We start from the raw sequence: 25,478 nt of genomic DNA, 5'->3' as shown, positions 1-25,478 counted from the left end.
GAGACCGGCGTCTTAAGACGCCGGTCTCTCTTTATAAAACGTTCCTGCTTCATGATTTCAATTCAGGCGCGTCCTGAAGAAAACAAAGAAAGGCCCGCGAGGCAATTCTGCCTTGCGGGCCTTTGGCTTTCTGCGAAAGGAATCCGTTTCGCTGTCATGAAACGATTATCCTTCGTATTCCACAATTTCCACGGATTCGATCCAAATGTTCTCCGCCGGGAGAGTGTACTCGTTGTCGTAAGGCGGGTTTTCCACCAGCTGGGCAGCGGCAATGGCGTCCACCACCTCGATCCCCTCGAACACCTGGCCGAACACGGTATAATTATAATCCATGTCCGGGAAGCCGCCGATGCGCCGGTAGTCGGAAATGACCCCGTCGGAAAACTTTTGACTGCCCGCCGCCTTCATTTCCTCCGCCATCGCGTCGTTAACCTCGTCGCCCTTTATGATATAAAATTCGCTGTAATTGCCACGTACCTCGTCGTCGTGGTAGTATCCCAGCGCGCCGCGGAAGTGGTGGAGCTCCTTGGAGGTCTCCAGTTCGATCTTCTTACCCCAAAAGCTCTGGTTTTCGTCCTTGGCGTCCCCGCTTACAATCAGCGAATCGGGGATCACCCGGTAGAACTTCTGCCCATTATAAAATCCCGATTTGGCGAGGCCGATGAAGTTCTCCACCGCCGCCGGAGCCTCTTCGCCGAACAGCCGGATCTTGATGACCCCCAGGCTTGTGGTGACCACCGCGATCTGTTCCCCTTTCTCGGGAAGGGCGAACTGGGCCGAATGCATCTGGCGAAAGGCGTCGTCGCCCTGGGGCAGCGGCTGCTCGGAGCAGCCCGAGAGGGCTGCCAGAACGAGGCACAGCATGAGGGAACACAGCCGTATTCGAAACGCAGGTTTCATCGCCGCCTCCCGTCCTTGTTTACGCGTGGTATTCCACAATTTCGATCTTCTCAATGATCACGTCTTCCTTGGGAGTTGTGGTTTCGTTAATTTTGGTGTTCAGATCGTCCTTCTGCGCCATCATTTCCACCCCGGCAATGGCGTCCACCACATCCATCCCCTCGAACACCTGGCCGAACACCGTATGCCCGCTGCCCGGCCTGCCGGTGGAGGGATCCTTTTCCGTGGTGTAGGACCCGTCCAGGAAAGGCGTGCCGCCGATTTCCAGGTACTTGTCCTTGATTTCCCGGGGCATCTTATCAAAATGATACCCGAGCTTGCTGTCATACGCGTCGAAGAAGGATTCCGACCAGGTGTCCGGCCCGGCCTGGACGATGAAGAACTGGCTGCCGTTGGTATTGCGGCCCATGTTCGCCATGGACAGAGCGCCCCGGAAATTATTCAGGTTCGGGCAGAACTCGTCCTCAAACTTGCCGCCCCAAATGGACTCACCGCCGGTGCCGTCACCCTTGGGGTCACCGCTTTGAATCATAAAGTCGTTGATGACCCGGTGGAACTTCATCCCGTTATAGTACCCGTTTTTTGCGTGGGTGGTGAAGTTTTCCACGGTTTTGGGCGCCTGCTCCGGAAACAGGCGGAACTTGATAACCCCCATGCTGGTGGTCATCACCGCGATTTGCTCGCCTTCCTTGGGCGGGTCGAGCTGCATCAGCGGCGTGCCCTCGCTTCTGTCTCCCGAACAGCCGGAGGCCAGCAGAATCAGCAGGGCGAAGCAGGCGGTAAAGAAGATGCGTCTGGCTTGTTTCATCGGTAAAACCCCTCCGTCCTTATTCCTCGTAAACGCCGATGTCGATGGACGTGATCTTTACGTCCTCGATGGGCTTGTCCGCCCGGCCGGTTTCCACCGACGCAATGGCGTCCACTACGTCCATCCCCTCGTACACCTGGCCGAACACCGCATGCTTGAAGTCCAGATGGGGGGTGCCGCCCACGGCCTTATAGTTGTCGATGGTCTGGCGGGGGAAGCCTCGGTCGGTCAGGCCCTCCATCTGGGCGAGCAGGCCCTCGTGGACCTCGGGCGCCTGGACAATGAAGAACTGGCTGCCGTTGGTATTGGGCCCGGCGTTCGCCATGGAAAGGGCGCCGCGCAGGTTGTGCAGGTCCACGTCGAACTCGTCGGCAAACGGACCGCCCCAGATGGACTCGCCGCCCATGCCCGTGCCTTGGGGGTCGCCGCCCTGGATCATAAAGCCGCTGATGACCCGGTGGAAAAGAACGCCGTTGTAGTATCCGTTCTTCGCATGGGTGGTGAAGTTCTCCACGGTTTTCGGCACTTGGTCGGGGAAGAGGCGGATTTTGATGTCGCCCATGGTGGTATGCATGACGGCGATGGGGTCGCCGGCCTTGGGATGCTCCAGCTGATTGATGGCCATAGGTTGTTCCTCCATATGTGTTAGATTAATTGTTTTATTATACCGTCTGGCAGGACAATTGGCAAGGGCAGGGCCTTATTTGATCTCCTGCTCGAGCTCGTCGAACTCCTTAGTGGAAAAGAACTCGCCCAGAGTGATATCCAGCCCGTCGCAGAGCTTCTTGATGGTGACTACGCCCGGATTCTGGCTTTCTCCATTTAAAATGCTCTTCACCGTCGACTGCGAGATCCCAGCCAAATTGCTTAAAGCGTTGGGGGTAATCAGCCGCTCCTTGCATAAATCCAGAATCCGTTTCGCAACCGCAGAACGTGTATTCATTTGGGGCCCCTCGCTTTACTTGATTTCCTGCTCGAGCTCATCAAACTCTCTGGTGGAAAAGAATTCGCCCAAGGTAATGTCCAGACCGTCACAGAGCTTCTTGATGGTGACTACGCCCGGATTTTTGCTTACACCATTGATAATATTCTTCAGGGTAGACGGCGGAACTGCCGCGCTGCGCGCCAAGGCATTGATCGCTAGGTTTCGTTCTTCGCACAGCAACAAAAGCCGCTGCGCCACCGCAAAACGTGTGTTCATTTGGGTTCCCTCGCTTTACTTGATCTCCTGCTCGAGCTCGTCGAACTCCTTGGTAGAGAAGAATTCACCCAGGGTAATGTCTAACCCGTCGCAGAGCTTCTTAATGGTTATAACGCCTGGATTCTTAGTAATGCCGTTTGCGATATCGCTGACGGTGGATTGCGTCATGCCGGAAATGGTGCACAAACGATTCACAGAGATACCTCTTTCTTTGCACAATGCGTAGATTCGATCGACAACAACTTCACTTGTGTTCATTTGCTGTCCTCATTTGATTCTGCCGGTACATATTCGAGATTTTCTCCAATGGTACATTGCAGGACGCTGCAAAGCCGGGAGAGTACTGCGAGATCAATCCGCTGAATGTTTCCTTTGCAGTAGTTGTTGAGCTGGGTGCGCTGCATTTCCGCTTTGTTTGCAAGCTTGTTTTTACTGATGCCGCTGCGCTTAATACACGCGTCTAGGTTTATTTTGATGTATCCGAAATTTCTGTCCTCCATACGGTATCCACTCCTACTTGATCTCCTGCTCGAGCGCGTCGAACTCCTTGGTGGAGAAAAATTCGCCCAATGTAATGTCCAGCCCGTCACAGAGCTTCTTGATGGTAACAATGGAAATGTTTTTACGACTGGGATCTACCATACTATAGACTATAGACGGTGTCATCCCAGAGCTGGTAGCCAGCTCGTTGAGCGCAATTCCTCGTTGCTGGCATAATTGCTTTAGCCTCGCCACTACCATGTCTTTCACGTTCACGGTTTTTCTTCCTTCTCAATTTTTCCGTGCTTTTCTTCAAAATCCGCAATACACTGCCGGATCAGATACAGAATTTGCCCGTTGGCAGACCGGCCTTCGTATTTCGCAATGTAGTGAAGCTTATAATGGAGATCATCGTCAATACGGATGCCGAGATGTTTGTCCTTTTTCATAATACACCTCTATCGTCTTAGTTTGTACTTATGTAAGTTTGAGTACATACTAGACTTAATATGTGCTATAATTGAGGCGATGTACTTAAAATAAGTACACATAATTTGGAGGTGCTGTTATGATTCCACGGGACAAAATCTGCTGCTTCACCGGCCACCGGGACATTCCCGCCCGGCTGCTGCCGGACTTAAAAAGACGCCTGGCCGATGCAATCGAATTGCTCATCGGCCAAGGCGTCTGCTGTTTTGCTGCGGGCGGGGCGCGGGGCTTTGACGCCCTGGCCGCCCGGGAGGTATTGAAGAAGCGGGAGCGTTATCCGCATATCAAGTTGATTCTGGTCCTGCCCTTTGAGGGGCAGGAGGCTTCCTGGCGGGAAGAGGACCGGCAGGAATTCTGGGCCATCCGCCGGAAAGCGGACAAGGTGGCGGTACTGGCTTCCGGGTACGAGCCGGGCTGCTATTTTGCCCGCAACCGCCGCTTGGTGGAAGAAAGCGGGATTTGCGTGAGTTACCTGACCCGGGAGCGCAGCGGGACCGGCATGACGGTGCGCTATGCCAAGGGGCAGGGCCTGCGGGTCTTAAACCTGGCAGAGCGTTAAGCCGCGGCGATCTTGTTGCGCCGCCGCCGAAGCCACATATAAACCCCCGGCAGCCGCTTGCTGACCGTCCGCCTCAGTCCCTTGTTGCACTTGTCCGCCCCCTCGTAGAGCTTCACAAGCGCCTTGCGCGGAGTGAGACGGCCCACGAAAACCCCGTCGCACATCCGGGAAAACCCGCGCCCCAAAGCCCCCGGCAGCTTGCCGGCAAACCGGTAGAGGCGAAGAAACGTCAGAAAATAGTAGGACGCGAAGAGCACCTCATGCTCGGGAAACTGCTCCTGCTTGAGGGGCACCTTGGTCCCCGGCTCGATCACGTCCGGGACAAACCCGGCCTTGCGGGCAATGTCGGCCAGAATGGTCATGGGATAGGGGTAGAAGATGTTGGGGATCACCTTATCGGGGTTTAATTTCACGTTCAGCTTGATGGTTTTGAGGGCCTTGTGGAGGTCCTCAAAGGGCAGGCCCACAATGTTATAGGTCAGCGACGTGATGCCGTACTTGTGAAACCAGGAAAAGGCGTGGATCATCTGCTCGTCGGTCATCATCCGCTTGAGGTACTTGTGGCGGATTTCCTCGTCGCCGGACTCCACCCCCACGTCGATGAGGTAGCACCCCGCCTCTTTCATTACCCGCACCGTTTCCTCCGTCATGATGTCCAGGCGCAGGTTGCAGGTGAAGGGCAGGCCGATTTCCTTTTTGTATACCTCCATAAACCCGTAAAACCAGTCGTCGTACATGTTGAAGATGGCGTCGCGGAAGTTCAGAAACTGAATGTACGGGTGCTTTTGGAGTAGGGTTTTCAGATAAAGGAGGGAATTTTCGAAGGACCGGAAGCGGGCGTACCGTTTGCGGTTGGGATAGACGTTGCGAAACTGGGAGTTGCCGCAGTAGGTGCAGGAAAAGAGGCATCCCCGGCTCATCATCACCAGAGCGCTCCCCGTCTTGCTCGCAGTCAGGTTGTCAAAGTCGAACAGGTCAAAGTCTGGGATCGGCAGCTCGTCTAGGTTTTCCAGCATGGGGCGCACAGGGTTTCGGATGACGCCGCCCTCCGGAGTCTTGAAATGAAAGCTCTGGATGCGGTAAAAGTCCTCATCCTTTTGCCAAAACCGCTGGCACAGCTCCAGCACCGGGTATTCCCCTTCCCCAATGCACACCGCGTCCACTCCGTCCGCCGCCAGCACCTCGTCGGGTACCAGGGTAGGGTGGTATCCTCCGCAGAAGAGGAATTTCCCCGTGGCTTCCTTGGCCCATCCCGCCAGCTTCTTTACATACTCGAAGGCGGTGGTGCGCACCGAAAAGCCGATCAGGTCGAAATCATACCCCTTGAGCTTTTCAAGGAATTGGTCCTTGTCGTGCTCATAAAGCAGGTGCAGCAGGGAGACGCCCACGCCCGCCTTTTTGAGCACCGCGCTGATGGAAGCAAGCCCTTCGCTGTAATTGCCGCCGGAATGCTTTCTTGGGGTGTCGCTTTCGGTAAAGTCCGGATAGACCAGTAAGAGTTTTACAGATGGCGTTTGCATCGTATCTACCGCTCCTTTTCGTATGGAAATCCGCAATGCAGTCAAAGTATATGGCTAGAATAGCCGAAATTCCACCTTCGGTTCTTACAAATCCCTTACGAAAGGATGACGGTTTTGGCGAATGATTACAGAAGAAAAACAGACGCCCCGTCAAAGTCCCGAAGTTGGGACAAGCGGGGCGTCTGTTTTTCGGTTGACAGGATCAGTAGTGTTTGCTGTCTTTCAGCACGCGGATGAGTTCTCCAGGCTTGGGGGGCTTGCCGTACATGAGCACGCCCACCCGGTAAATCTTCGCCGAAAGCCATCCCATGAACCCGGTGAAGACTACCGTGAGCACCACCGATAGGAGGATCTGCCACGTGGGCACGTCGGTCATGCAGATGCGCACAAACATGAGCATCGGGGTAAAGAAAGGGATGAAGGAGCAGACGACCACCAGCGGGCTGTCGGGGTTTCCCAGCATCGCATAGAGGGACAGGAAGAAGGCCCCCACGAGCAGCAGCATCATGGGCGTGATGGTGGTGTTCACATCCTCCGTGCGGCTGACCAGCGACCCCACCGCTCCAAACAGGAACGCGTAGAGGAAGAAGCCCAGCAGGTAGAACAAGAGGGTAAACAGCATGATGTTCACCGGCATGTTGAAGAGGGACTGGATGATCTCGTTGTCCCAGGCGGAGGCGTTTAACTGATAGAACCCGAAGGCCGCCAGCAGGATGACCGCCACTTGTGTCAGCCCCGCAAGGCCCACGCCCATGATCTTGCCGAACATGAGGTTATTGGGGCTTGCGGTGGTGATGAGCATTTCCATGGCCCGGTTGCTTTTTTCCGCCGCCACCGCCGAAGCCACCATCTGGCCGTAAAGAATGACCGAGAGGTACAGGATAAAGAGCAGGGCGTAGGTGTAGAAGTACGTGTCCATAAAGCTCTTGCCGGTTTCGATCACGCTCTGCTGCGGCTGGGCGGTCATAATTTGTGCGGCCTCCTGCTCGGTAACGCCCAGGGCGGTCAGCGCGTCGGTACGCATTTTCATGGTAACCGCTTCCGAAAGGCCGCCGAGCAGGCTGCTTCCCGCTATCCCCAGCCGCTTCGTGTAAAACTCGTACTGCATGGGGGACTGGAACACCACCGCGCCCTCATAGTCCCCGTCGTTGATGAGCGCCTTCAGGTCCAGCCCCGCCGTATCCTTTTCCTCAAAGGCATAGTCGGGGAACACGGACGAAAGGTAAGCGGCGTAGCCGTCCCCGGCCGCCGCCGCGTCCACCAGTACCACCGGCTTCTCCGCATCGGCGGGCGGAGTGGCGGGCGAGTCGCCGGAAGAGAAGAGGGAGAAAAGGTTTGGCAGGCTTAACACCACGGCAATGGCCAGCACCAAAAAGATGGTCACGCCGGCATACACCTTGTTTTTCAAAAATCCCACATATTCGTGCTGGAATACGATCCAAAACTGCTTCATGCCGTTTCACCCGCCTTTTCTACAAAAATCTGTTCGAGGGTCGGGGTGAGCACCTCAAACCGGTCCACCGCCAGCCCCGCTCCCGATAAGGCCGCCAGTACCTGGCCCCGCTTTGCCGGGTCGGCAAGCGTCAGGATCACGTCGTGTTCCCTGGGGATGAGCTTGGTTACCAGGGAATCAAGGCCCGCCTGGCTGAGCGCCGTTTTGATGGACGCAGCCATGTCCCCTTTGTCCAGGGATACCAGGATGCGGTTACGCGGATAGCTCATCTTAATATCATGCAGGTTTCCATCCAGGACGATGCGCCCGCCGTTTAAAATGGCGATGTTGTCGCAGAACTCCTCTACATAGCCCATCTGATGGCTGGAGAAGATCACCGTCTTGCCCGCCGCCACCAGCTCCCGGACCACGTCTTTAAGAAGGGAGGCGTTGACCGGGTCAAGACCGGAGAAGGGTTCGTCTAAAATGACGATGTCCGGGTCGTGCAGCAAAGTGGAGGCCAGCTGGATTTTCTGCTGGTTGCCCTTGGAGAGAGTGTCCAGCTTCTTAGCGTATACCTCCTCCATTCCCATCCGGGCAAGCCAGCGCTTCACCGCCGCCACTGCGTCGGCCCGGGTCAGCCCCCGCAAGCGGGCCAGGTAAACCAGCTGGTCGCCGATCAGCTTTTTCGGATATAAGCCCCGTTCCTCCGGCAGATAACCGAAAGTAGCCCCCGACTTGGACATCGGCTTGCCGTCGAGCAAAATTTCGCCGCTGTCGGCGGGGAATACGCCCATGACAATGCGGATAGTGGTAGTTTTACCAGCCCCGTTGCGCCCCAGAAGACCCAGCGCCGCCCCGCTTTTTACCTGCAGGCTGATCCCCTCAAGCACCCGCTTTTCCCCGAACGTTTTGACTACGTTCTTAACTTCTAACAGCACCCAATCACACTCCTTTGTTTCGCATTTGCTATGATTATACATCATTGACCCAGAAAAGTAAATAAAACTTACCTATTATTTTTTTTAGGAATATGGTATGATAAACTCTGAATATAGACAGAATAAAACTCCTAAAAACTCATATTAGCGCGATCCGCCTGCCGCCGGGCAGGCGCAAGAAAGGATGAGGCATATGTCGGACATGCCGCTGATGGACCTGCATACCCATTCGGACAGTTCCCCGGACGGGGAGGAGCCTACCACAAGCCTGTGTGAGGCGGCGGTGGACAAAGGGCTCTTTGCCCTGGCGATTACCGATCACTGCGAGGTCAACGTGTACAAGGAGGAATGCTACGACCGGTCGATCAAGCAGTCCATGTTTGAAATCATCAAGGCCAGAGAGGTGTTCCGCGGACGCCTGAAGGTTTTGGTGGGCGTGGAGCTGGGCCAGGCGACCCAGAATTTCCCCTGTGCCGAGCAGGTGGTAAAGGCGGGGTTCGACTTCGTCATCGGTTCGCTGCACAATACCAAAGGCCGTCCGGACTTCGCGTTTATCGACTATGCGGGCGAAAACATTGACCGGCTGCTGGAGGAATACTATGCCGAGCTTTTGGAGCTGGCCCAATGGGGCAAGTTCGACGTGCTCGGGCACCTGACCTATCCGCTTCGCTACATTGTGGGCGAGCACGGGCTTACGGCCAACCTAGATCGGTGCGAAGATCAGATGGACAAAATCCTAAAGGCTTTGATTGAAAATGGTTGCGGCATCGAGGTCAACACTTCCACTCTGCGCCAGGCGCTGGGGCGCACCATGCCGGAACTTCGGCACGTCAAGCGGTACCGGGAGCTTGGCGGGGAAATCATCACCGTCGGGTCGGACGCGCATTGCGCGCGCCATGTGGGCGCGGGAATTCGAGAGGGAATCGAGCTCATCAAGGCGGCCGGGTTTACCCATATGACCTATTTTGAAAAGCGCAAGCCCGTCCAGGTGGCGATCTAGCCGCCCGGACCACCTATACTAAAACCAAGAAGGTGCTTTTATGGACAAGCTACTGAAACTACTCGACGAAAACGCACGTCTGACAAACGCCCAGCTGGCCAGTATGCTGGGGATGACCGAGCAGGACGTGGCGGATAAAATCAAGGAGCTGGAAAAGGACGGGGTCATCCGCGGCTATAAGCCCATCGTCAACTGGGAGAAGGCGGGCCGGGAATGCGTCACTGCCCTGATTGAGCTGAAAGTCACTCCCAAGCGGGATCTGGGGTTTGACGAGATCGCCCGCACCATTCTAGCCTTCGACGAGGTGGAAAGCGTTTATCTGATGAGCGGCGGCTATGACCTGGCGGTCACCGTCAACGGCAAGACCTTTCAGGAGCTGGCCATGTTCGTGGCCAAGCGTCTTTCCCCGCTGGACTCGGTGCTATCCACCGCCACCCATTTTATCCTCACCCGGTATAAGGAAAGGGGCATTGCGCTCAACGACGTCCCTACCGACGAGAGGAGGTTTTTTGAGCTGTGATGGACTATCAGTCGCTGCTGACGGACTGCATCCGGGACATCAAGCCGTCCGGCATCCGCCGCTTTTTTGACATCGCAGCGGAAATGGACGACGTGATTTCCCTATCCATCGGCGAACCAGATTTCAAAACGCCGTGGCACGTCCGTCAGGAAGGAATTCATTCGTTAGAAAAGGGCCACACCCATTATACTTCCAACAGCGGCCTTGTATCCCTGCGGGAAGGCATCAGCGGTTACTTAAACCGCCGCTTCGGCCTTTCCTACCGGCCTAAAGACGAAATTCTCGTCACCGTGGGCGGCTCGGAGGCCATCGACCTGTGCATTCGTTCGGTCATCAGCTCTGGCGACGAGGTTCTGATTCCGGAGCCCTCCTTTGTCTGCTACGAGCCGATCACCCGCTTAGCAGGCGGCACGCCGGTGATCATAGAAACGAAGGCGGAGAACCAGTTCCGCCTTACCCCCCAGGAGCTCAAGGGGAAGATTACCCCGAAAACCAAGCTGCTTATTCTTCCGTACCCCAATAACCCCACCGGCGCCATTCTGCGCCGGGAGGATTTGGAGGGCATCGCCCAGGTGCTGCGGGGGACGAATATCCTAGTGCTGTCCGACGAGATTTACGGGGAGCTGACCTACAATCAAAACGGACACACTTCCATTGCCCAGATCGATGGGATGCTCGAACGCACGGTGCTCGTCAGCGGCTTTTCCAAGACCTACGCCATGACCGGCTGGCGGCTTGGGTACCTGTGCGGCCCGGCGCCGCTGGTGGCTGCCATGACCAAGCTTCACCAGTACGCCATCATGAGCGCCCCCACCACCGCCCAGTACGCCGCCATCGAAGCCATCCGCAACGGCGACGAGGATATCGTACATATGCGTGACGAGTACAACATGCGCCGCCGGCTGCTGGTGGACGGGCTCAACCGGCTGGGGCTTTCCTGCTTTGAGCCTCAAGGGGCGTTTTACTGTTTTCCGTCCGTTCAGTCCACCGGGCTTACTTCCGAGGAATTCTGCGAGCAGCTGCTTTACACCCAGCATGTGGCCGTGGTGCCGGGTACTGCCTTCGGCGACTGCGGGGAAGGGTTTGTGCGGGTGTCCTACTGTTATTCCACCAACCATCTGATCGAGGCGCTGCATCGCATCGAGCGGTTTATTGAGGAGCATAAGGGGCGGGCGTCTCATGCATAACGACGACCGGCTGGTAGTGGTCAAGCGCTGCGACGGGTATGAAACGGCTGAGGTGGATAGGGCGGTGGAGGAGCTTTTTGCAGCCCTGCACGCGGAGGAACTGGTGGGCCCGGGCAAGCGGGTAGCGATTAAGCCCAACCTGCTCATGCGCCGCCGGCCCGACGAAGCTACCACCACTCATCCGGCGGTGGTGGCGGCTGTGGTGAAAGCCCTGCGCCGCCGGGGCGTGACCGATCTTTTGATCGCCGAAAGCCCCAGCGGCCAGTATACCAAAGCAAGACTCAAAAGCATTTATGACGGCTGCGGCATGACTGCCATGGCAGAGGAACTTAAGGTTGCCCTCAACCTGGATCTGGGCGTGACCCAGACCTCGGCGCCGGACGCGAGAATGTGCCGAGAGTTTCCGATTCTCGATCCCATTTTGCAGGCGGACGTGGTGGTGGACGTGGCCAAGCTCAAAACCCATATGATGACCACCCTGTCCGGCTGTGTCAAAAACCTGTTCGGCTGCGTGCCGGGGCTGTTAAAGCCGGAGCTTCATTGCCGGTTTCCGGACCAGGAGGACTTTGCCGGGATGCTTATTGACCTGTGCGACCTTGTCCGTCCTTCTCTAAGCATCTGCGACGGGATCGTGGCCATGGAGGGGAACGGCCCCTCCGGCGGTAGCCCCCGGCCGCTTTCCGCCCTCATCGCCAGCCGCAGCCCTTATGCGGCGGACGTGGCGGCCTGTGCTCTTATCGGCCTACCACCCAAACAGGTGGCCATGCTCAGGGAAGCCATGGGCCGTGGGCTGTGCCCTTCCTCGTTGGAAGAACTGACGATAGAAGGGGACCCCATCGAATCTCTCATGCAGCCGGACTTTCAGAAGGCCGCCAATCAGGGGACGGATTTTCTCATGCGGGTGCCCAAGGTGTTCCGGGGCCCGGTCAAAGCGCTTTTGACCCCCAAGCCCCACATCCGGGTAAAAGACTGTATCGGCTGCGGACGATGCGCGGAAAGCTGCCCGCAGCATACCATTCGGATTGTGGACAAGAAGGCGGTAATTGCCTATTCGGACTGCATCAAATGCTATTGCTGCCACGAGATGTGCCCGGTGAAGGCCATCGACATTCGGCGGTTTCGACTGTTTGACTTATAACGACGGAGGTGCGGATTACCGAAGTGCGAATCCATGTAATTGCGCCGGCGAAAATCAACCTGGCGCTGGACATTTTAGGAAAGCGGGACGATGGGTTTCACCTGGTCAAGATGATCATGCAGGCGGTGGACCTGTGCGACGTGGTTTCCCTCAAGCCGAGCCGGGAGCCGGGTATTGAGCTTCATTGCCCCGGCCTGGAGGCCGTCCCCAACGAGGAGAACACCGCCTATCGGGCGGCGGCCCTTTTTCAGAAGAAAACCCCCGCCTTTACGGAAGGGATCTCCATCAAAATCAAAAAGCGCATCCCCATGATGGCGGGCCTTGCAGGCGGCAGCGCGGACGCGGCCGCCGTCCTTTTCGGGTTAAACCATCTGGCCGGCGGCGTCTATACGATGGACCAGCTGTGCGAGCTGGGCGCTCAGATTGGTTCCGACGTACCTTTTTGCCTGCAGGGAGGTACTATGCTCGCCGAGGGGACGGGAACGCTGCTGTCCCCCTTGCCCGCCCTGCCAGATTGCTTCTTTGTTCTGGCCAGGCCCCCTCAGGGGGTTTCCACCGCCAAGGCCTACGCCGCCTTTGACCAGCTGCGAAATCCGGTCCACCCGGATTTTGACCGCACGGCGCTGGCGCTGTATGAGGGCGCAGAAGAACTGGGAAGGTGCCTGTTCAACGTGTTTGAGCAAGTGGTGACGCTGCCGGACGTTTCCCACATCCGGGACGTGATGAAAGAAAACGGGGCTGCGGGCGCCTGCATGACCGGCACCGGTTCCACGGTGTTCGGCTTATTTGCCGACAAAGGGGACGCCGAACGATGCGCGAGCATTCTCAAGACGGAATACGAACGGGTGTTTGTGACCCAGCCGGTCCCTTACGGCTGCATTCTGGACGATTGATGAAAACCGGAAAGGAGAACCTTATGCCGTATCCATGGATCGACGCATACTGCCTTTCGAAAAAGGGCGTGGTGAAGGACTATAAGGAGGAATGGGAGGCCACCCGGTACCAGGTAGGCGGGAAAATGTTCGCCATGCAGGGCGGGGATAAGGAAGGAAACCCGATTTTCACCTTAAAGCTCCCGCCGGACTTCGGCCGGTTTTTACGCCAGCAGTATCCGGACATTGTTCCCGGCTACTATATGAACAAAGAGCATTGGAATTCACTTTTTCTGCAAGGGGCGGTGCCCGACGACCTGGTGCGTGAAATGATTGATAAGGCTTATGAAACCGTGCTGCGAAGCCTGCCCAAGCGGGTGCAGCGGGACATCGAGGAAGGATAACATGGAACAAAAACAGCCACAACTTCCCCGGCTTTCCGAACTGGATGCCCTGCCGCTGGAACCGGATTTTGCCGCCCTTGCCGCACTCTGCAGGCAGGAAGAGCGCCCGGTTGCCGGCAGGCGAGTGAAAGGGGCGGTGCTCACGGGGGAGGACCTGTCCGGCTTGTCCTTTTCCGGGGCAGCTTTTGAGGGCTGCCGGTTTCTCGGCTGCTGTTTGGAAGGCGCTTCCTTTACGGATGTGCTTTTTCAAGGGTGCGACCTGTCCAATTGCGTCTTTACCGACGGATTTTTCCAGCGTGTCCGGTTTCTTTCCTGCAAAGGGATCGGTGCCGTGTTTTCCGAAAGCCGCCTGCGGCAGGTGACCGTGGAGCGAAGCCTTTTGTCCTTTGCGAACTTTGACGGCGCCAAGGTGCAGGGCATGCGCATCCAGTCGAGCAAGTTAGACGGGGCAAGCCTGACCCAGTGCGAACTAAAAATCGTAAGCTTAGAGGAGGTAGATTTCACCGGCGCAAGCTTCTTTCGCACGCCTCTGGCCGGCCTGGATTTTACCGCCAGCACATTGGTGGGTATTCAGGTGTCCAGCGGGCTTTTGGAGCTTCGCGGAGCGATTGTCACCGCCTACCAGGCGGCGGGTCTTGCCGGGCTGATGGGCCTGGTCGTCAAATAGCTGGACTAGTATAAAAAAGGGGAAGCGAGGCTCGCTTCCCCTTTTTCTGTTATCTTCTGCGATACAAAAAGACAAAACCGGCGATTTCTGGTTTCGTTTGGCTGACATGCAGCCTGTTACATGGAGAAATCACTCCCAAAAAGAATTACCAATATTTTCTTACGCCTTTGCATATTTCGAAATCCCCCGCCCATACTGCAAGTAGCGAAACAGAGAAAGGGCGGGATTCCCCATGCGTAAACTGATTGCAGCACTCCTAATCGCCGTCATCCTTGTCACCGTCGTCAGCATGTCCGGCTTTGCTTCCGACTGCGCGCAGATTCGCGAGGATATCCTGCGCATCCATGTCCTGGCCAATTCCGACAGCGAAGAGGACCAGGCCCTGAAACTGCAGGTGCGCGACCGCATTCTGGAAGAGTCGGCGGGTTTGTTTGAACATATGGAAGATAAACAGGAAACCATGGAGCGGGCGCAGGAATGGCTGCCCGATTTGCAGGCGGCCGCCGAGGACGAAATCAAAAAACAAGGCTACGATTACCCGGTTACAGTTGAATTGACTCATATGTATTTTTCGACCAAGCAGTACGATTCCATCACCATGCCTGCCGGGGATTACGACGCCGTTCGTGTCCTCATCGGGACCGGCGAAGGGCAAAACTGGTGGTGCGTCATGTTCCCGCCCCTCTGTCTGCCGGTGGCGCAGAACCACAAGCAGCTCACCGATGTGCTCAACGCCAGCCAGATGGACATTGTGCAGGGCGGCGTAAAATACGAGGTCAAATTCAAACTTGTGGAATGGTTTGAGGAGATCAAAGCCGCGGTGGAAAGCTGGTTTGCCTAACCTTTGTAAATCTATCCAAACGTTTGACAAAATCGGGCAAATACTTGTAATATTTGATGAAATGTGCGATACTATTTAAAACATAGTATCGCACATTTTGCGTAGGCACGCTGCGACAGGGGGACACGTAATATGTACAAGCTGATATTTGCCGATGATGAACGAATCGTGCGGGAAGGCATCCAGAAAATCATTGATTGGGAGCAGTGCGGTTTCACGGTTACCGGTTTTTGCGAGAATGGCATGGAAGTGCTGGAGCTGGTGGAGGCCGAGTGCCCTGATGTTATCATTACCGATATCAAGATGCCGGTGCTCGACGGGATTGAGCTGTCCCGCCGGGTGCGTCAGAAATATAAGGACGTGAAGATTCTCTTTGTCACGGGGTTTGACGATTTTTCCTATGCAAAATCCGCGATTGACCTTGACGTGAGCGAATACATATTAAAGCCCATCTCCGCCGCAGGGATGACCAAAACCCTTTTAAAGCTCAAAGAACAGCTCGATGCAGAGAAGGAAGAGAAGCGGGGGGTAGAGCATCTGCGTGCGTCTTTGCAGCGGGAGCTTCCTCTTTTGCGCAGCACTTTTCTCAACTGGCTGATATCCGAGAACTGTACTCGTGAAGAAGCGGAGTACCGCCGGGATTTTTACGCAGTGGAGGAACTCAGCGGAAGCATGTATCTGCCGTTGGCGGTCAGCGTGGACAGCTTTGCGAATGAAAAAAGAGGCTTTTCTGAGGAAGACCAGGAGCTGTCTCGCTATGCCATTCTCAACATTGTGGAGGAAATCGTGCGTGCAAGGAAGCTGGGGGTCTGCTTTATGCAGGGCGAGCGCATCGCTGTCATTGGCTGCCTGAAAAACGAGAGCCTTTTCCGTTTGAAAAACGAAAGCCTGGACGCGGCGGAGGAAATCCGCTGGAGTATTGAAAAGTACCTGAATTTTACTGTCACCGTAGGCGTGGGCTCCGCATGCGAGCACCTTGAGGAAATCCGCGGGGCTTACCAGCGCGCAGTCAACGCCCTGGAATACCGCATTTCCCTAGGACCGAACCGGGTCATCTGCGTGGAAGATCTGGAACCGGGCCGGCCTCAAACGGAGAAAACGGACAAGTTGGAGGCGAGTCTCGTTGCGGCCATCCGTTCCAATGACGAGGGTGAAATCCGTAAAATCGTCCCGCTTCTTTATACCGGTTATGTCAAAAGAGGGGCTTCACTTTCTTCGATCAAGGGAACGACCATTGTGCTTATGGTCATCCTGCTGCGGGAGTTTTCCCTGTCCGACGACCAACCCTTTTCCCTGGACGAGAAGCAGATGAACGAAATCCTGTCCATCCAGTCGGTGCAGGGTCTGTGCGAGCGGATGCTGCAGTTCAGCCTGGACAAGGCTCGGGGCATCTCCGCGGGGCGTCAGGAAAACAACCAGCACATTGTCGAACAGGCGAAGGAATACATTAAGCAGAACTATTCGGATACCGATTTGACCCTTACCACCATCAGCAATCATCTCTTTATCAGCCCCAGCTATTTTACCTATATTTTTAAGAAAAACACCGGCTCCACCTTCGGCACTTATCTGATGAAAACCCGCATGGAGGCGGCGCATCGTCTGCTGATGGATACATCTATGAAAAATTTTGAGATCTCCGAGCGAACCGGTTTTTCCGATCCGCGGTATTTCAGCTTCTGCTTCAAGAAATATTACGGTATGACTCCCAGCGAATACCGCAAAAAAAATCAGAATGGACAAGTATGACTGCCGCCGGCTGTGAAAGGGCAGGGATATGAAAAAAGGAAAGCACAAAGGGAGCAAGTGGAGAGAAACACTTCGGTATAATTTTCGTCTCAATGGGTTTCAGTCGATCATTACGATTTGCACTACGGTGATTGTGTTTCTGATCATTTTGTTTTTTGCAGGAAGCATTTTTATGCATTCCAGCGAGATGATGCGTACCGCGACCTTGCAGACCAACCAGCAGCTCATTAACCAGGTGGCGGAAAACCTGGAAATGTATCTGAATGAGATGCACAATACCTCTCTGCTTATTGAAGAGCTTTTGGCCACGCAGCAAAGCGAAAAAAAGCAGGAAGTGTTCTACATCGCCCACAAGCTGCATCCAAGTGTGGAGACCGTGGCGGATTTTACCGTAACCGGGCGGATGCGTGCGTCTTCGGTTGACCTTACGCCCAACTATGACAATTATTCCGAACGCATCTGGTTTACCAGAGCGATTAAAGCCAATGGGGAGCCCACTTTTTCTCCGCCCCATGTCCAGAACTTATTTCAAGAAAAACGCGATTGGGTCATCACTTACAGCCGGAAGATTGAATGGCTCCAGAAAGGCAATTATCACAGCGCCGTGCTGCTGGTGGATATGAATTTTCAGACTTTTCGCCGCATCTGCAACCGGGTGAATTTGGGCGAATCCGGTTACATTTTTGTGGTCAGTTCGGAAGGAAAATTTATTTATCATCCTCAGAAAGAGGTGCTCTATTCAGAGGTGGACAGTGAAGACCTGTATTTGGCCGGACAAAGGGAGGACGGGGGCTATACCATTGAGCGGGATGGAGCGGAATATGCGGTCAACATTTGCTCGGTGAATTTTGCCGATTGGAAAATTGTCAGTGTGGCAAGTATGTCGGAGGCTCTTGCAACCAGCCAGGAAATGTGGATGTTTATCGGAATTATGATTTTGTTTGCCATCCTGTTTGCCTTCTTTATTTCCATTCAGGTGGCCGGGTTTGTGACGAGCCCCATCCGCAGGCTGCAAACCTTGATGCGCCGGGTGGAAAACGGCGCTCTTGCCATCCGCGCACCGGAACAGGGCGCTTACGAAATCCGGGAACTGAGCAAATCCTTTAACGCCATGATTGAGAAAATCCGGAGCCTGATGGATGAGGTTATTGAGGAAAAGGACCTGCTTCGCAAAAGCGAGATCCGAGCTCTGCAGGCCCAGATCAATCCCCATTTTTTGTATAACACTCTCGATTCTATTGTATGGCTGGCGGAGACCGGCAAGAAGGAAGACGTGGTCACCATGGTTACTTCCCTTGCGAGTCTGCTGCGTATCACCATCAGCAAGGGAGACGCGTCCCTGACGGTGGAGGAAGAGCTGCGCCATGCAAAAAGCTATCTAGTGATCCAGAAGATCCGATATGGGGACAAGTTTGACTTTTCCATTGAGGCCGAAGAGGACGCTCTTTGTTGCCAGACAGTTCGAATTGTTCTGCAGCCGCTGATTGAAAACGCCATCTATCATGGAATCGAGCCGATGGCGGAAAAAGGTCTGATCCGCATTTGCGTGCGCAAGGTAGGGGATCGCCTGCTCATGCAGGTCATCGACAACGGCATCGGGATGGACGAGGAGACCAGACGTTCGATTTTGGAGGCGGACCCGGAGAGAGCTTCGGGAATCGGGGTCAAAAACGTCAACGAGCGCATCAAACTTTGCTGCGGAGAAGAATACGGCCTGCGGTTTTACAGTCGTCTGGGAGAGGGTACCACCGTGGAAATCTGGCTTCCGGCGCAGATGTGAGACGCAAAAGCGGATATTTTTAGGAGCAGGTGCGATTTTATGACAACGGTGGAAGTACGGGGCTTTGACGGAGAGGCTTTTTTGGATCGGTTTTGTTAGAGTAAACGAGAGCGGACAGCATAGAGCTGCTTTGAATGCGAGGTAGGCGGCCTGCAAACGAAAATCCCAGCGGACTTATTGTCCGCTGGGATTTTCGTTTGCAAAAACCGATTGGCATGATGCGCAGCCTTTTTTATGCCAATTTACAACTTGGCGTTCTTTGGCGAAAACGCAAAGAAAAATCCATCGTCAAAAGAAAGACGCTAGAAGATAAAGTATTGGGCAGACCCCTTCCCTCTTAAAGATAGCCGTAACTTTTGCAGACCGGCCGCCGATGCAGATTAGAAAGATCCACTTTGCAGTACCCTGTCACTTGGAGGAAAGTTCATTCAGGTCGAAAGGCGTGCGCTGGTAGACGAAATAGTTGAGCCAATTGGAAAAAAGAAGGCTTGCGTGACTACGCCAAATCATGGGAGGAATGGTTTGCGGATCGTCTTGAACAAAATAATTGCGGGGAATGCGGGGATGAAGCCCCCGCTTCAAATCCCGTTCGTATTCCTTTGCCAGGGTTTCCCGGTCATATTCCGCGTGGCCCATCACGAAAATCTGCCGCCCGTCCCCGGTGGCAATCAGGTAAACACCCGCGTCGGCAGACTCGGCCAGGATCTGGAGCTCGGAATGCTTGAGCACATCCTCCCGGCGGATCCCGGTATGGCGGGAATGAGGCGCATAGAAGTACTCGTCGAATCCGCGCACCAGAGGATGCAGCGTTCCGGTGGCCCGGTGGCGGAAAACACCCGAGAGCTTTTCCTCCAGCGGGTATTTGGGAATTCCATAGTGGTAATAAAGCCCCGCCTGGCCGCCCCAGCAGATGTGAAAGGTGGAAAACACATGGGTTTTCGACCACTCCATAATTTCGCAGAGCTCCTGCCAGTAATCCACCTCTTCAAACGCAAGGTTTTCCACCGGCGCTCCAGTGATAATCAAGCCGTCGTACCGGTTTCCCCGTACCTCGTCAAACACCTTGTAAAAGTCCAGCAGATGCTGGGCGCTGACGTTCTTGGGCGTGTGTGTGGCCGTCTGGAGCAGGTCGATCTCCACCTGCAGCGGCGTGTTGCCCAGCAAACGCAGCAGTTGAGTCTCTGTGGCGATTTTTGTGGGCATAATATTCAAGATCAGAATCCGCAGCGGCCGGATATCCTGCTTGGCCGCCCGTTCCCGGGACATGACGAAAATATTTTCCGCCTCCAGCACCTTGCGCGCCGGCAGCGTATCCGGAATTTTAATGGGCATATTTGGTTCCCTCCCATATCACAAGCGCCCGAATGGCTTTTAGTATACCAGAATCGCCCGGTTTAAGCAACCGGTTTTCCCTTAGAAATGAGAAGGGGTTTCTTGCAATGGAAAAAGAAAAAGGTTGAAAACGGAACTGGATGGTGGTATTATATACCGATAGAATGAACAAAATTATGTAGGATTTTGAGGTTAAGCCGTAAAAGCAGAGGATGGGATGGATGGAGCGAAGGCCGGGACTTACGGGATTTTGGCTCAAAATCATCGCATTGGCTTTGATGACGGCGGACCACATTGGATTGTTTTTTGCGTTTGCAGGCGCGCCGGTGTGGCTGCGGTGGCTGGGACGTTTGTCGGCGCCGTTGTTTTTCTTTCTGCTGGCTCAGGGCTTTGTGCATACGCGCAGCCGCCTGCGGTATCTTGGCCGGCTTTATGGCTGCAGCGTGGGCATGTTCCTCCTGGATGCGCTTTTAAACCGGTTTTTCCCCCGCCCTGACGGCCTTTTGGTGGACAATAATATTTTCGCCACTCTGTTTCTCACTCTCTTGCTCCTGTGCCTGGGTGACTGGGCGAAAGAAGCCGTCCGGGAAGGGCGGTGGCTTCGTCTTGCGGGGCTTTTCGGATGTTTTTCTCTTTTCTTTTTCGCGCCGTCTCTCTTTGCGCTGCTGCCGGATTCTCTTGCGCTGAAAACAGTGCTTTATTGGCTCTTTCCCGGTCCGTTTGCGGTGGAAGGAGGGCTTCCTTTCCTGCTTCTGGGGGTGGGGATGGTCTGGCTGCGGGAGAACCGGCTGGCCTTTTGCCTGATGTATCTGCTGGTCTCTTTTAGCTTCCTTGTAACGGGGACAGGAGACCCGTTCCTTTTCAATTACCAGTGGATGATGATGTTCGCCCTGCCCCTTCTCCTTTGCTACAATGGGGAGCGGGGAAGAGGCTGCAAAGGGCTCTTTTACGGGTATTATCCGCTTCATATTGCCCTTCTCTTTGTAGCGTCCGGCCTGGTTGATTCGGGATGGTCGGGTTAGAGGGGACAAACGGCGTGCAAGCAATAACCGGCCGGTTCGGCCGCAATGATAGATAGGATGGATGAAGCAAACATGGTAGGATTTCGGGAACTGTTTCATTTCACCGGCGGAATTCCGCTGAATTTATTTGTCCGGTTTGGAAGCGACAACCGCTGGCATTTTCACAAATGTCTGGAGCTGGGATACTGCGCGGCTGGCAATGGGGAGCTTTCGGTTCAGGGCAAGAACTATACCCTTAAGAAAGGGGTGCTGTTCCTGGTGAACCCCTATGTGGTTCACTCCATCCAAAACCAGTCGGCGGATTTCGCCATGACCCTGATGCAGATGGATTTTCAGGAATACGAATCCCTTTGCCCCGGCATCACCAGCCTGGATTTTCACAATGTCATCAGCGGCGGCCTCTCGGAGGAACGGCTGCTCACCCTGTACCGGTTCGTGGCTGCCATTGTGTACGAGGCGTCCAACAAGCTTAGCGGCTATCTTCTGCGCACCGACTCCCTTTTGCGTGCGCTGGCCCAGTTCCTGGTGGACTATCTGACGGTGGAAACCCGGCAGGCAAGAGGGCCGCGCAGCGCGGAAAGCGACCGCATTAAGCATCTCATCGAGCACATCGACGTACACTATAACGAGGAGTGGTCGCTGGACGAGCTGGCGGATATGGTGGGGCTCAATTCCCAGTATCTGTCCCGGCTTTTTAAATTGAGCGTGGGCTTGCCTTTGACCAAGTACATCAACTCCGTGCGGGTGAAAAAAAGCCTGCCCGACCTGCTTGATTCCAATAAGACCATCGCCCAGATTGCGGCTCAGCACGGCTTTCAGACGGTGAAAAGTTATTATACCGCCTTTGCTGAAGTATACGACCTGCCGCCTGGAAAATACAAGCGGTGGCAGAAGAATATGCAGCGGGAAAAGAAACGGCTGCGCCCGGTGGAGAGCGACATACAGCTAAACGAGCTGTTTGACGATCTGTATACCTACATTCAAAATTCCGAGATGCGTACCTTCGGCGGCTACGGCCTTTCCAGACAAAGGGAAAAGACGGGAGCGCGACGGGCGTAACCGGCGATTAGACTCAGGCGAAACGGAACATACTGGTTGGTGTGCTCCGTCGTCAACCCATTCACGCGAAAACGACAGGAGGCGGCAATATGAAACGGTTGGTATTGGTCCGGCATGGAAAGATGGAACATCCGGCGGGCATGGAGATTACAGCAGGCTGGTCAAATATGCCGCTGTCCCGCAAGGGAAGACGGCAGGCAAACCTGGTTTCCCAAGCGATTGCAGTGATGCTGGGCGACCATAGCTTCGAATTTTTCAGCAGCGACTTGCTGCGTGCTTCCCAGACCGCCCAGATCATCGGGCAGAAGCTGGGCAGCAAGCCTATCATCACCCATATGCTGCGTGAGCAGAGCAACGGCCAGGCGGCGGAAATGCTGCCCCAGGAGGCCCGGCTTTTGGAGCTGCCCCGCAAGGGCGACCCCCTTGACTGGATCGTGTACCCGGGGGCGGAAAGCCGGCGGATGCTCTTTAACCGCATCACCGGTTACCTGCACCGGATCGACAAGCTGGTGGAGGGAACGGTGCTGGTGGTTACCCATGCCGACGTGGTCAACGCCGCCATTTGCTGGTGGCTGGGGCTGCCGGTGGAAACCTTCGCCCAGGTGGATTTTCGGATCAACCGGGGCGGGATCACCGACCTGCGGCTTTCCAAGGAAGGAACACCGGTACTTTACCGGCATAACAGCACCGCGCATCTGCGGTAAAAAACAGGGATGTTTCGGAAAAGGGGATTGCAATGAAAAGACGTGTGGGAATTCTGACCAGCGGTGGCGACTGTCCGGGCCTCAATGCCGCCATCCGCGGCGTGGTTCATTCGGCGTACAACCTGTTCGATGTGGAAATCGTGGGCATCGCCGACGGGTATAAGGGACTCATTGAAGGCAATTACAAGGAGATGCGCCGGGAGGACTTCGACGGCATTCTCACTTTAGGCGGCACCATTCTGGGAACCTCCCGCCAGCCTTACCGCAACATGCGCAAGATCGAAGAGGACAATGTGGACAAGGTTGCGGCTATGAAGCAAAACTATCGTAAGATGAAGCTGGACTGCCTGGTGACCCTGGGCGGCAATGGTACCCACAAAACCGCCAATCTCCTTTCGGAAGAGGGGCTTAACGTCATCGGCCTGCCCAAAACCATCGACAACGACATTTGGGGCACCGACGTGACGTTCGGATTCCACACGGCGGTGGATATCGCCACCGAAGTGGTTGACCGCATTCACACCACCGCCAACAGCCACGGCCGGATCATGGTCATTGAGCTGATGGGCAACAAGGCCGGATGGCTTACCCTCTATGCGGGGGTCGCCGGCGGCGCGGACGTGGTGCTCATCCCGGAAATCCCCTATTCCATAGACGCGCTGGTCCACGCGGTGGAGGAGCGCATCCGTGTAAAAAAGCGCAAATTTTCCATCATCGCGGTGGCAGAAGGAGCCATGAACTTGCGGGAAGCGGCCATGAAGGGCAAGGAGCGGGCCGCCTTCCGGGCAAGCGAGCCGTATATGTCGGTTTCCTACCGGATTGCCGACCAGCTCCAGCAGGCCACCGGTTTGGAAAGCCGTGTAGTAGTCCCGGGCCATTTTCAGCGGGGCGGTTCCCCGTCGCCCTACGACCGGGTGCTGGCGACCCGGTTCGGTGTGCAGGCCGCCAAGCTCATCAAAGAGGAACGGTACGGTATGGCGGTGGCGCAGATCGGCAGCATCGTGACCCAGAACCCCTTGTCCGAGGTAGCCGGCAAAACCAAGCTGGTGCCCAAGGACCATCAGATGGTGGAATTTGCCCGCTGTATGGGCATTGCCTTTGGCGATTAAACGGATTTATATGGGAAAAAGTCCGTCTGACAGGAATTTCTTCCTGTCAGACGGACTTTTTTGGTATTGCCGAATGTGAACAGAAGCGTTTCATTCTTTTGGCATACAGTCGGCGGCGTTTTCTGCTTTTTTACGCCGTTTTAGGCGGTGAAGCCCGGCTCCGATGCCGCAGCCGATGAGCGACAGGACCAGATAGATGACGAAGAAGAGAAAAGCCGAAGCATTATAAAAGAGAAACATGGTAACAAGAAACATAGCGCAAATTACAAAGGAAATCCAAAATTGGAAGCCGTATTTTCTACAGAAGAAAATCGGGCAAACCAGAGAAAAGAAGGCGTTCAGAATCCATAAGTCGGTCAGAAAGGTGTAGAGGACGGAGGCGGGGAAAAGGAGGTTGATCAAAGGAACGGCGTTGTAAACCACGAGGGAAATTAGGATTACGAGCAGAATATCCCTTTTCATCATAGGCGGTGCCTCCCAAATGCTCTTTGCCTTTACTTTACCATATGAGAAAGTCCGTTGCAATGCCGGGAAGCAGAAAAAGCCCTCCCGGCTTTTAAGCACACCTTGAGAAAGGGAATGGCAACCGTGGAAGAAATGCGAAAGATATGGTATAATTATTTATATATCTAGATCTGCGGCAGCGGGTTCATGGTTCTGACCATTGATTACGAGCCCGGCCTCAAAAATATGCCGCCAATCAAAACATAATGCGAAGTCCATGCAATGATAGCAAGTGAAAGCCAAAGGAAAGGGAAAAGAACCATGAAAGTATTCAATGAAAACGAACCTGTCCGCAATCCGAAGCTGCGTGGGACCATGCGTACCCTCAAACAGTCCGCCGGCGCGCTGGAGGAGCAGGTGTTCCTGGAAGCGCTCAAGCAGGCGAAGCTGCTCGCCCCGGTGGAGATGGAACCGGTTTCGGCCAAAGGACAGGGGACCAGCGGCGAAAGCATGCCGGTAACGGATGACGTGCGTATCCGGTTCCTTTTGATCCATACTCCGGACAAGGTGGCTTATTTCCCCGCCTTTACCGACGAGGAAGCCCTGGAAAAGGGAAAATGGCCGGGCGGTAAGACGCCGAAGTCCATGATTCTGACCTTGGAGGATTACTGTACCCTGATTTTATCCTCCGAAAAGGGTGCCGCCGGCATCGCCGTCAATCCCTTTGAGGAGAACGTCCAAGTACCCCGTAGCCAGCTGGCAAAGCTCAACGGGAAAGCGATGCCCCATATGGTTAAGAAGGATACCAAGGTGCTGCTGGGGGAACCCAAGGAATACCCCAAGGAACTGGTGGAAGCGGTCAAGGAATATCTGAAAACACAGAAAGGGGTGCAGAAAGCCTATCTGCAGCAGATGGTGAAGGATGGGGAAGAGAGCTACCTGATGATTGTGGACTTTGAGGAAATTTCGCGCAAGGACCTGTTTGAAGGAATTGCAGAGGCGGCAGCTCCTCATCTCAAGGATAAGTTACTCGACTTGGTGCCATATTCCGAGAACTTTGGCCGGGACGCGGCTCAGAAGGTGACCCCTTTCTACGCCAAAAAGCGGTTTGGCCTCTTTTAAGCGGGAAGAAAGCCGCTTTTGTAAAACAGGAAAACGCGCCGGACAGCGAAGGAGCCTTCGCTGTCCGCCGCGTTTTGGTTTGGGTTGCATTTTTAATGGTGCCGTCAACTTCGGATAGTCCATCCAGCCCGGAGAAAAAACCTCATTCCAAAGAAGGCTTTTATTAAATGGGAAAACGGAAAGCGGGGGGGGGGGGGG

Annotated in this window: 30 protein-coding genes; 16 read left to right on the top strand and 14 right to left on the bottom strand. The window is 55.0% G+C overall.

What is annotated here, in order from left to right:
* Positions 1 to 165: 165 nt before the first annotated feature.
* The 9 genes from WMO26_RS12090 to WMO26_RS12050 form a co-directional block, all read right to left on the bottom strand.
* Complete coding sequence (locus WMO26_RS12090; protein WP_349220734.1) at positions 166 to 900, bottom strand: peptidylprolyl isomerase; 735 nt, start codon at positions 898 to 900, stop codon at positions 166 to 168.
* A 19-nt stretch (positions 901 to 919) separates the two neighbouring features.
* Complete coding sequence (locus tag WMO26_RS12085; RefSeq protein ID WP_349220733.1) at positions 920 to 1,708, bottom strand: peptidylprolyl isomerase; 789 nt, start codon at positions 1,706 to 1,708, stop codon at positions 920 to 922.
* Between the two features lie 19 nt (positions 1,709 to 1,727).
* The gene (locus tag WMO26_RS12080) at positions 1,728 to 2,333 is read right to left on the bottom strand and encodes a peptidylprolyl isomerase (protein WP_349220731.1); all 606 of its coding nucleotides are present in this window, start codon (positions 2,331 to 2,333) and stop codon (positions 1,728 to 1,730) included.
* A 75-nt stretch (positions 2,334 to 2,408) separates the two neighbouring features.
* On the bottom strand, positions 2,409 to 2,651 hold the full coding sequence (locus WMO26_RS12075) for a helix-turn-helix domain-containing protein (protein WP_349220730.1): 243 nt from the start codon (positions 2,649 to 2,651) through the stop codon (positions 2,409 to 2,411).
* Between the two features lie 15 nt (positions 2,652 to 2,666).
* Entirely contained in the window at positions 2,667 to 2,909 is a 243-nt protein-coding gene (locus WMO26_RS12070; protein WP_349220729.1) for a helix-turn-helix domain-containing protein, read from the bottom strand.
* 15 nt (positions 2,910 to 2,924) lie between these two features.
* Complete coding sequence (locus tag WMO26_RS12065) at positions 2,925 to 3,167, bottom strand: helix-turn-helix domain-containing protein (RefSeq protein ID WP_349220728.1); 243 nt, start codon at positions 3,165 to 3,167, stop codon at positions 2,925 to 2,927.
* Positions 3,164 to 3,409 carry a helix-turn-helix domain-containing protein gene (locus WMO26_RS12060; protein ID WP_349220727.1) on the bottom strand — a complete coding sequence of 82 codons (246 nt, stop codon included), beginning with the start codon at positions 3,407 to 3,409 and terminating at the stop codon, positions 3,164 to 3,166. The genes WMO26_RS12065 and WMO26_RS12060 overlap by 4 nt, the downstream gene beginning before the upstream one ends.
* 13 nt (positions 3,410 to 3,422) lie before the next feature.
* Entirely contained in the window at positions 3,423 to 3,665 is a 243-nt protein-coding gene (locus WMO26_RS12055) for a helix-turn-helix domain-containing protein (protein ID WP_349220725.1), read from the bottom strand.
* Positions 3,662 to 3,838: a type II toxin-antitoxin system antitoxin gene (locus WMO26_RS12050; RefSeq protein ID WP_349220723.1), complete on the bottom strand. Its 177-nt coding sequence runs from the start codon at positions 3,836 to 3,838 to the stop codon at positions 3,662 to 3,664. Before WMO26_RS12050 ends, WMO26_RS12055 begins: the two co-directional genes overlap by 4 nt.
* 119 nt (positions 3,839 to 3,957) lie before the next feature.
* Between WMO26_RS12050 and WMO26_RS12045 the strand changes: the two genes are divergently transcribed.
* Entirely contained in the window at positions 3,958 to 4,437 is a 480-nt protein-coding gene (locus WMO26_RS12045; RefSeq protein WP_349220722.1) for an SLOG family protein, read from the top strand.
* On the opposite strand, the gene WMO26_RS12040 is transcribed toward WMO26_RS12045, so the two are convergent.
* From WMO26_RS12040 to WMO26_RS12030, 3 genes are all read right to left on the bottom strand, one after another.
* Positions 4,434 to 5,957 carry a B12-binding domain-containing radical SAM protein gene (locus WMO26_RS12040; protein ID WP_349220720.1) on the bottom strand — a complete coding sequence of 508 codons (1,524 nt, stop codon included), beginning with the start codon at positions 5,955 to 5,957 and terminating at the stop codon, positions 4,434 to 4,436. The two genes, WMO26_RS12045 and WMO26_RS12040, sit on opposite strands and share 4 nt — an antisense overlap.
* Before the next feature lie 202 nt (positions 5,958 to 6,159).
* A complete protein-coding gene (locus WMO26_RS12035) occupies positions 6,160 to 7,410 on the bottom strand; it encodes an ABC transporter permease (protein ID WP_349220719.1) in 1,251 nt (416 codons plus the stop codon).
* Positions 7,407 to 8,330 carry an ABC transporter ATP-binding protein gene (locus tag WMO26_RS12030; RefSeq protein WP_349220717.1) on the bottom strand — a complete coding sequence of 308 codons (924 nt, stop codon included), beginning with the start codon at positions 8,328 to 8,330 and terminating at the stop codon, positions 7,407 to 7,409. The genes WMO26_RS12035 and WMO26_RS12030 overlap by 4 nt, the downstream gene beginning before the upstream one ends.
* Before the next feature lie 193 nt (positions 8,331 to 8,523).
* Between WMO26_RS12030 and WMO26_RS12025 the strand changes: the two genes are divergently transcribed.
* The 10 genes from WMO26_RS12025 to WMO26_RS11980 all read left to right on the top strand — a co-directional run bounded on the left by WMO26_RS12025 (position 8,524) and on the right by WMO26_RS11980 (position 18,488).
* Positions 8,524 to 9,330 carry a histidinol-phosphatase HisJ family protein gene (locus tag WMO26_RS12025; RefSeq protein WP_349220715.1) on the top strand — a complete coding sequence of 269 codons (807 nt, stop codon included), beginning with the start codon at positions 8,524 to 8,526 and terminating at the stop codon, positions 9,328 to 9,330.
* A gap of 40 nt (positions 9,331 to 9,370) precedes the next feature.
* Positions 9,371 to 9,850, top strand: coding sequence for an Lrp/AsnC family transcriptional regulator (locus tag WMO26_RS12020; protein WP_349220713.1), 480 nt, complete (start codon positions 9,371 to 9,373; stop codon positions 9,848 to 9,850).
* Complete coding sequence (locus tag WMO26_RS12015) at positions 9,850 to 11,037, top strand: aminotransferase class I/II-fold pyridoxal phosphate-dependent enzyme (protein WP_349220735.1); 1,188 nt, start codon at positions 9,850 to 9,852, stop codon at positions 11,035 to 11,037. Before WMO26_RS12020 ends, WMO26_RS12015 begins: the two co-directional genes overlap by 1 nt.
* Positions 11,030 to 12,175 (top strand): DUF362 domain-containing protein, encoded by a 1,146-nt coding sequence (locus tag WMO26_RS12010; RefSeq protein WP_349220712.1) that lies wholly within the window; start codon positions 11,030 to 11,032, stop codon positions 12,173 to 12,175. The genes WMO26_RS12015 and WMO26_RS12010 overlap by 8 nt, the downstream gene beginning before the upstream one ends.
* 23 nt (positions 12,176 to 12,198) lie before the next feature.
* A complete protein-coding gene (ispE, locus tag WMO26_RS12005; RefSeq protein ID WP_349220710.1) occupies positions 12,199 to 13,068 on the top strand; it encodes a 4-(cytidine 5'-diphospho)-2-C-methyl-D-erythritol kinase in 870 nt (289 codons plus the stop codon).
* 23 nt (positions 13,069 to 13,091) lie between these two features.
* Positions 13,092 to 13,451, top strand: coding sequence for an MmcQ/YjbR family DNA-binding protein (locus tag WMO26_RS12000; RefSeq protein WP_349220708.1), 360 nt, complete (start codon positions 13,092 to 13,094; stop codon positions 13,449 to 13,451).
* A gap of 1 nt (position 13,452) precedes the next feature.
* Positions 13,453 to 14,118 carry a pentapeptide repeat-containing protein gene (locus WMO26_RS11995; protein ID WP_349220706.1) on the top strand — a complete coding sequence of 222 codons (666 nt, stop codon included), beginning with the start codon at positions 13,453 to 13,455 and terminating at the stop codon, positions 14,116 to 14,118.
* A gap of 232 nt (positions 14,119 to 14,350) precedes the next feature.
* The gene (spoIIR, locus tag WMO26_RS11990; RefSeq protein WP_349220704.1) at positions 14,351 to 14,959 is read left to right on the top strand and encodes a stage II sporulation protein R; all 609 of its coding nucleotides are present in this window, start codon (positions 14,351 to 14,353) and stop codon (positions 14,957 to 14,959) included.
* A 132-nt stretch (positions 14,960 to 15,091) separates the two neighbouring features.
* Positions 15,092 to 16,708, top strand: a complete 1,617-nt coding sequence (locus tag WMO26_RS11985) for a response regulator (protein ID WP_349220702.1) — start codon at positions 15,092 to 15,094, stop codon at positions 16,706 to 16,708.
* A 172-nt stretch (positions 16,709 to 16,880) separates the two neighbouring features.
* The gene (locus WMO26_RS11980; protein ID WP_349220700.1) at positions 16,881 to 18,488 is read left to right on the top strand and encodes a cache domain-containing sensor histidine kinase; all 1,608 of its coding nucleotides are present in this window, start codon (positions 16,881 to 16,883) and stop codon (positions 18,486 to 18,488) included.
* A 408-nt stretch (positions 18,489 to 18,896) separates the two neighbouring features.
* Here WMO26_RS11980 and metA read toward each other — a convergent pair whose 3' ends face one another.
* Positions 18,897 to 19,820, bottom strand: coding sequence for a homoserine O-acetyltransferase MetA (metA, locus tag WMO26_RS11975; RefSeq protein WP_349220699.1), 924 nt, complete (start codon positions 19,818 to 19,820; stop codon positions 18,897 to 18,899).
* 221 nt (positions 19,821 to 20,041) lie between these two features.
* Between metA and WMO26_RS11970 the strand changes: the two genes are divergently transcribed.
* The 4 genes from WMO26_RS11970 to WMO26_RS11955 all read left to right on the top strand — a co-directional run bounded on the left by WMO26_RS11970 (position 20,042) and on the right by WMO26_RS11955 (position 23,714).
* The gene (locus WMO26_RS11970) at positions 20,042 to 20,842 is read left to right on the top strand and encodes a TraX family protein (protein ID WP_349220698.1); all 801 of its coding nucleotides are present in this window, start codon (positions 20,042 to 20,044) and stop codon (positions 20,840 to 20,842) included.
* 72 nt (positions 20,843 to 20,914) lie between these two features.
* Positions 20,915 to 21,901 (top strand): helix-turn-helix domain-containing protein, encoded by a 987-nt coding sequence (locus tag WMO26_RS11965; protein WP_349220696.1) that lies wholly within the window; start codon positions 20,915 to 20,917, stop codon positions 21,899 to 21,901.
* Positions 21,902 to 21,990: 89 nt separating this feature from the next.
* Positions 21,991 to 22,605, top strand: a complete 615-nt coding sequence (locus WMO26_RS11960) for a histidine phosphatase family protein (protein WP_349220695.1) — start codon at positions 21,991 to 21,993, stop codon at positions 22,603 to 22,605.
* Between the two features lie 32 nt (positions 22,606 to 22,637).
* A complete protein-coding gene (locus WMO26_RS11955; RefSeq protein ID WP_349220694.1) occupies positions 22,638 to 23,714 on the top strand; it encodes a 6-phosphofructokinase in 1,077 nt (358 codons plus the stop codon).
* A gap of 90 nt (positions 23,715 to 23,804) precedes the next feature.
* On the opposite strand, the gene WMO26_RS11950 is transcribed toward WMO26_RS11955, so the two are convergent.
* On the bottom strand, positions 23,805 to 24,179 hold the full coding sequence (locus tag WMO26_RS11950; protein ID WP_349220692.1) for a hypothetical protein: 375 nt from the start codon (positions 24,177 to 24,179) through the stop codon (positions 23,805 to 23,807).
* Between the two features lie 300 nt (positions 24,180 to 24,479).
* Between WMO26_RS11950 and WMO26_RS11945 the strand changes: the two genes are divergently transcribed.
* Positions 24,480 to 25,280, top strand: coding sequence for an enhanced serine sensitivity protein SseB (locus WMO26_RS11945; protein ID WP_349220690.1), 801 nt, complete (start codon positions 24,480 to 24,482; stop codon positions 25,278 to 25,280).
* Positions 25,281 to 25,478 lie beyond the last annotated feature (198 nt).

It is taken from the genome of Solibaculum intestinale, from assembly GCF_040096205.1.
Lineage (GTDB): Bacteria > Bacillota > Clostridia > Oscillospirales > Acutalibacteraceae > Solibaculum_A > Solibaculum_A intestinale.
This window is presented reverse-complemented; position numbering and strand designations above follow the sequence as displayed.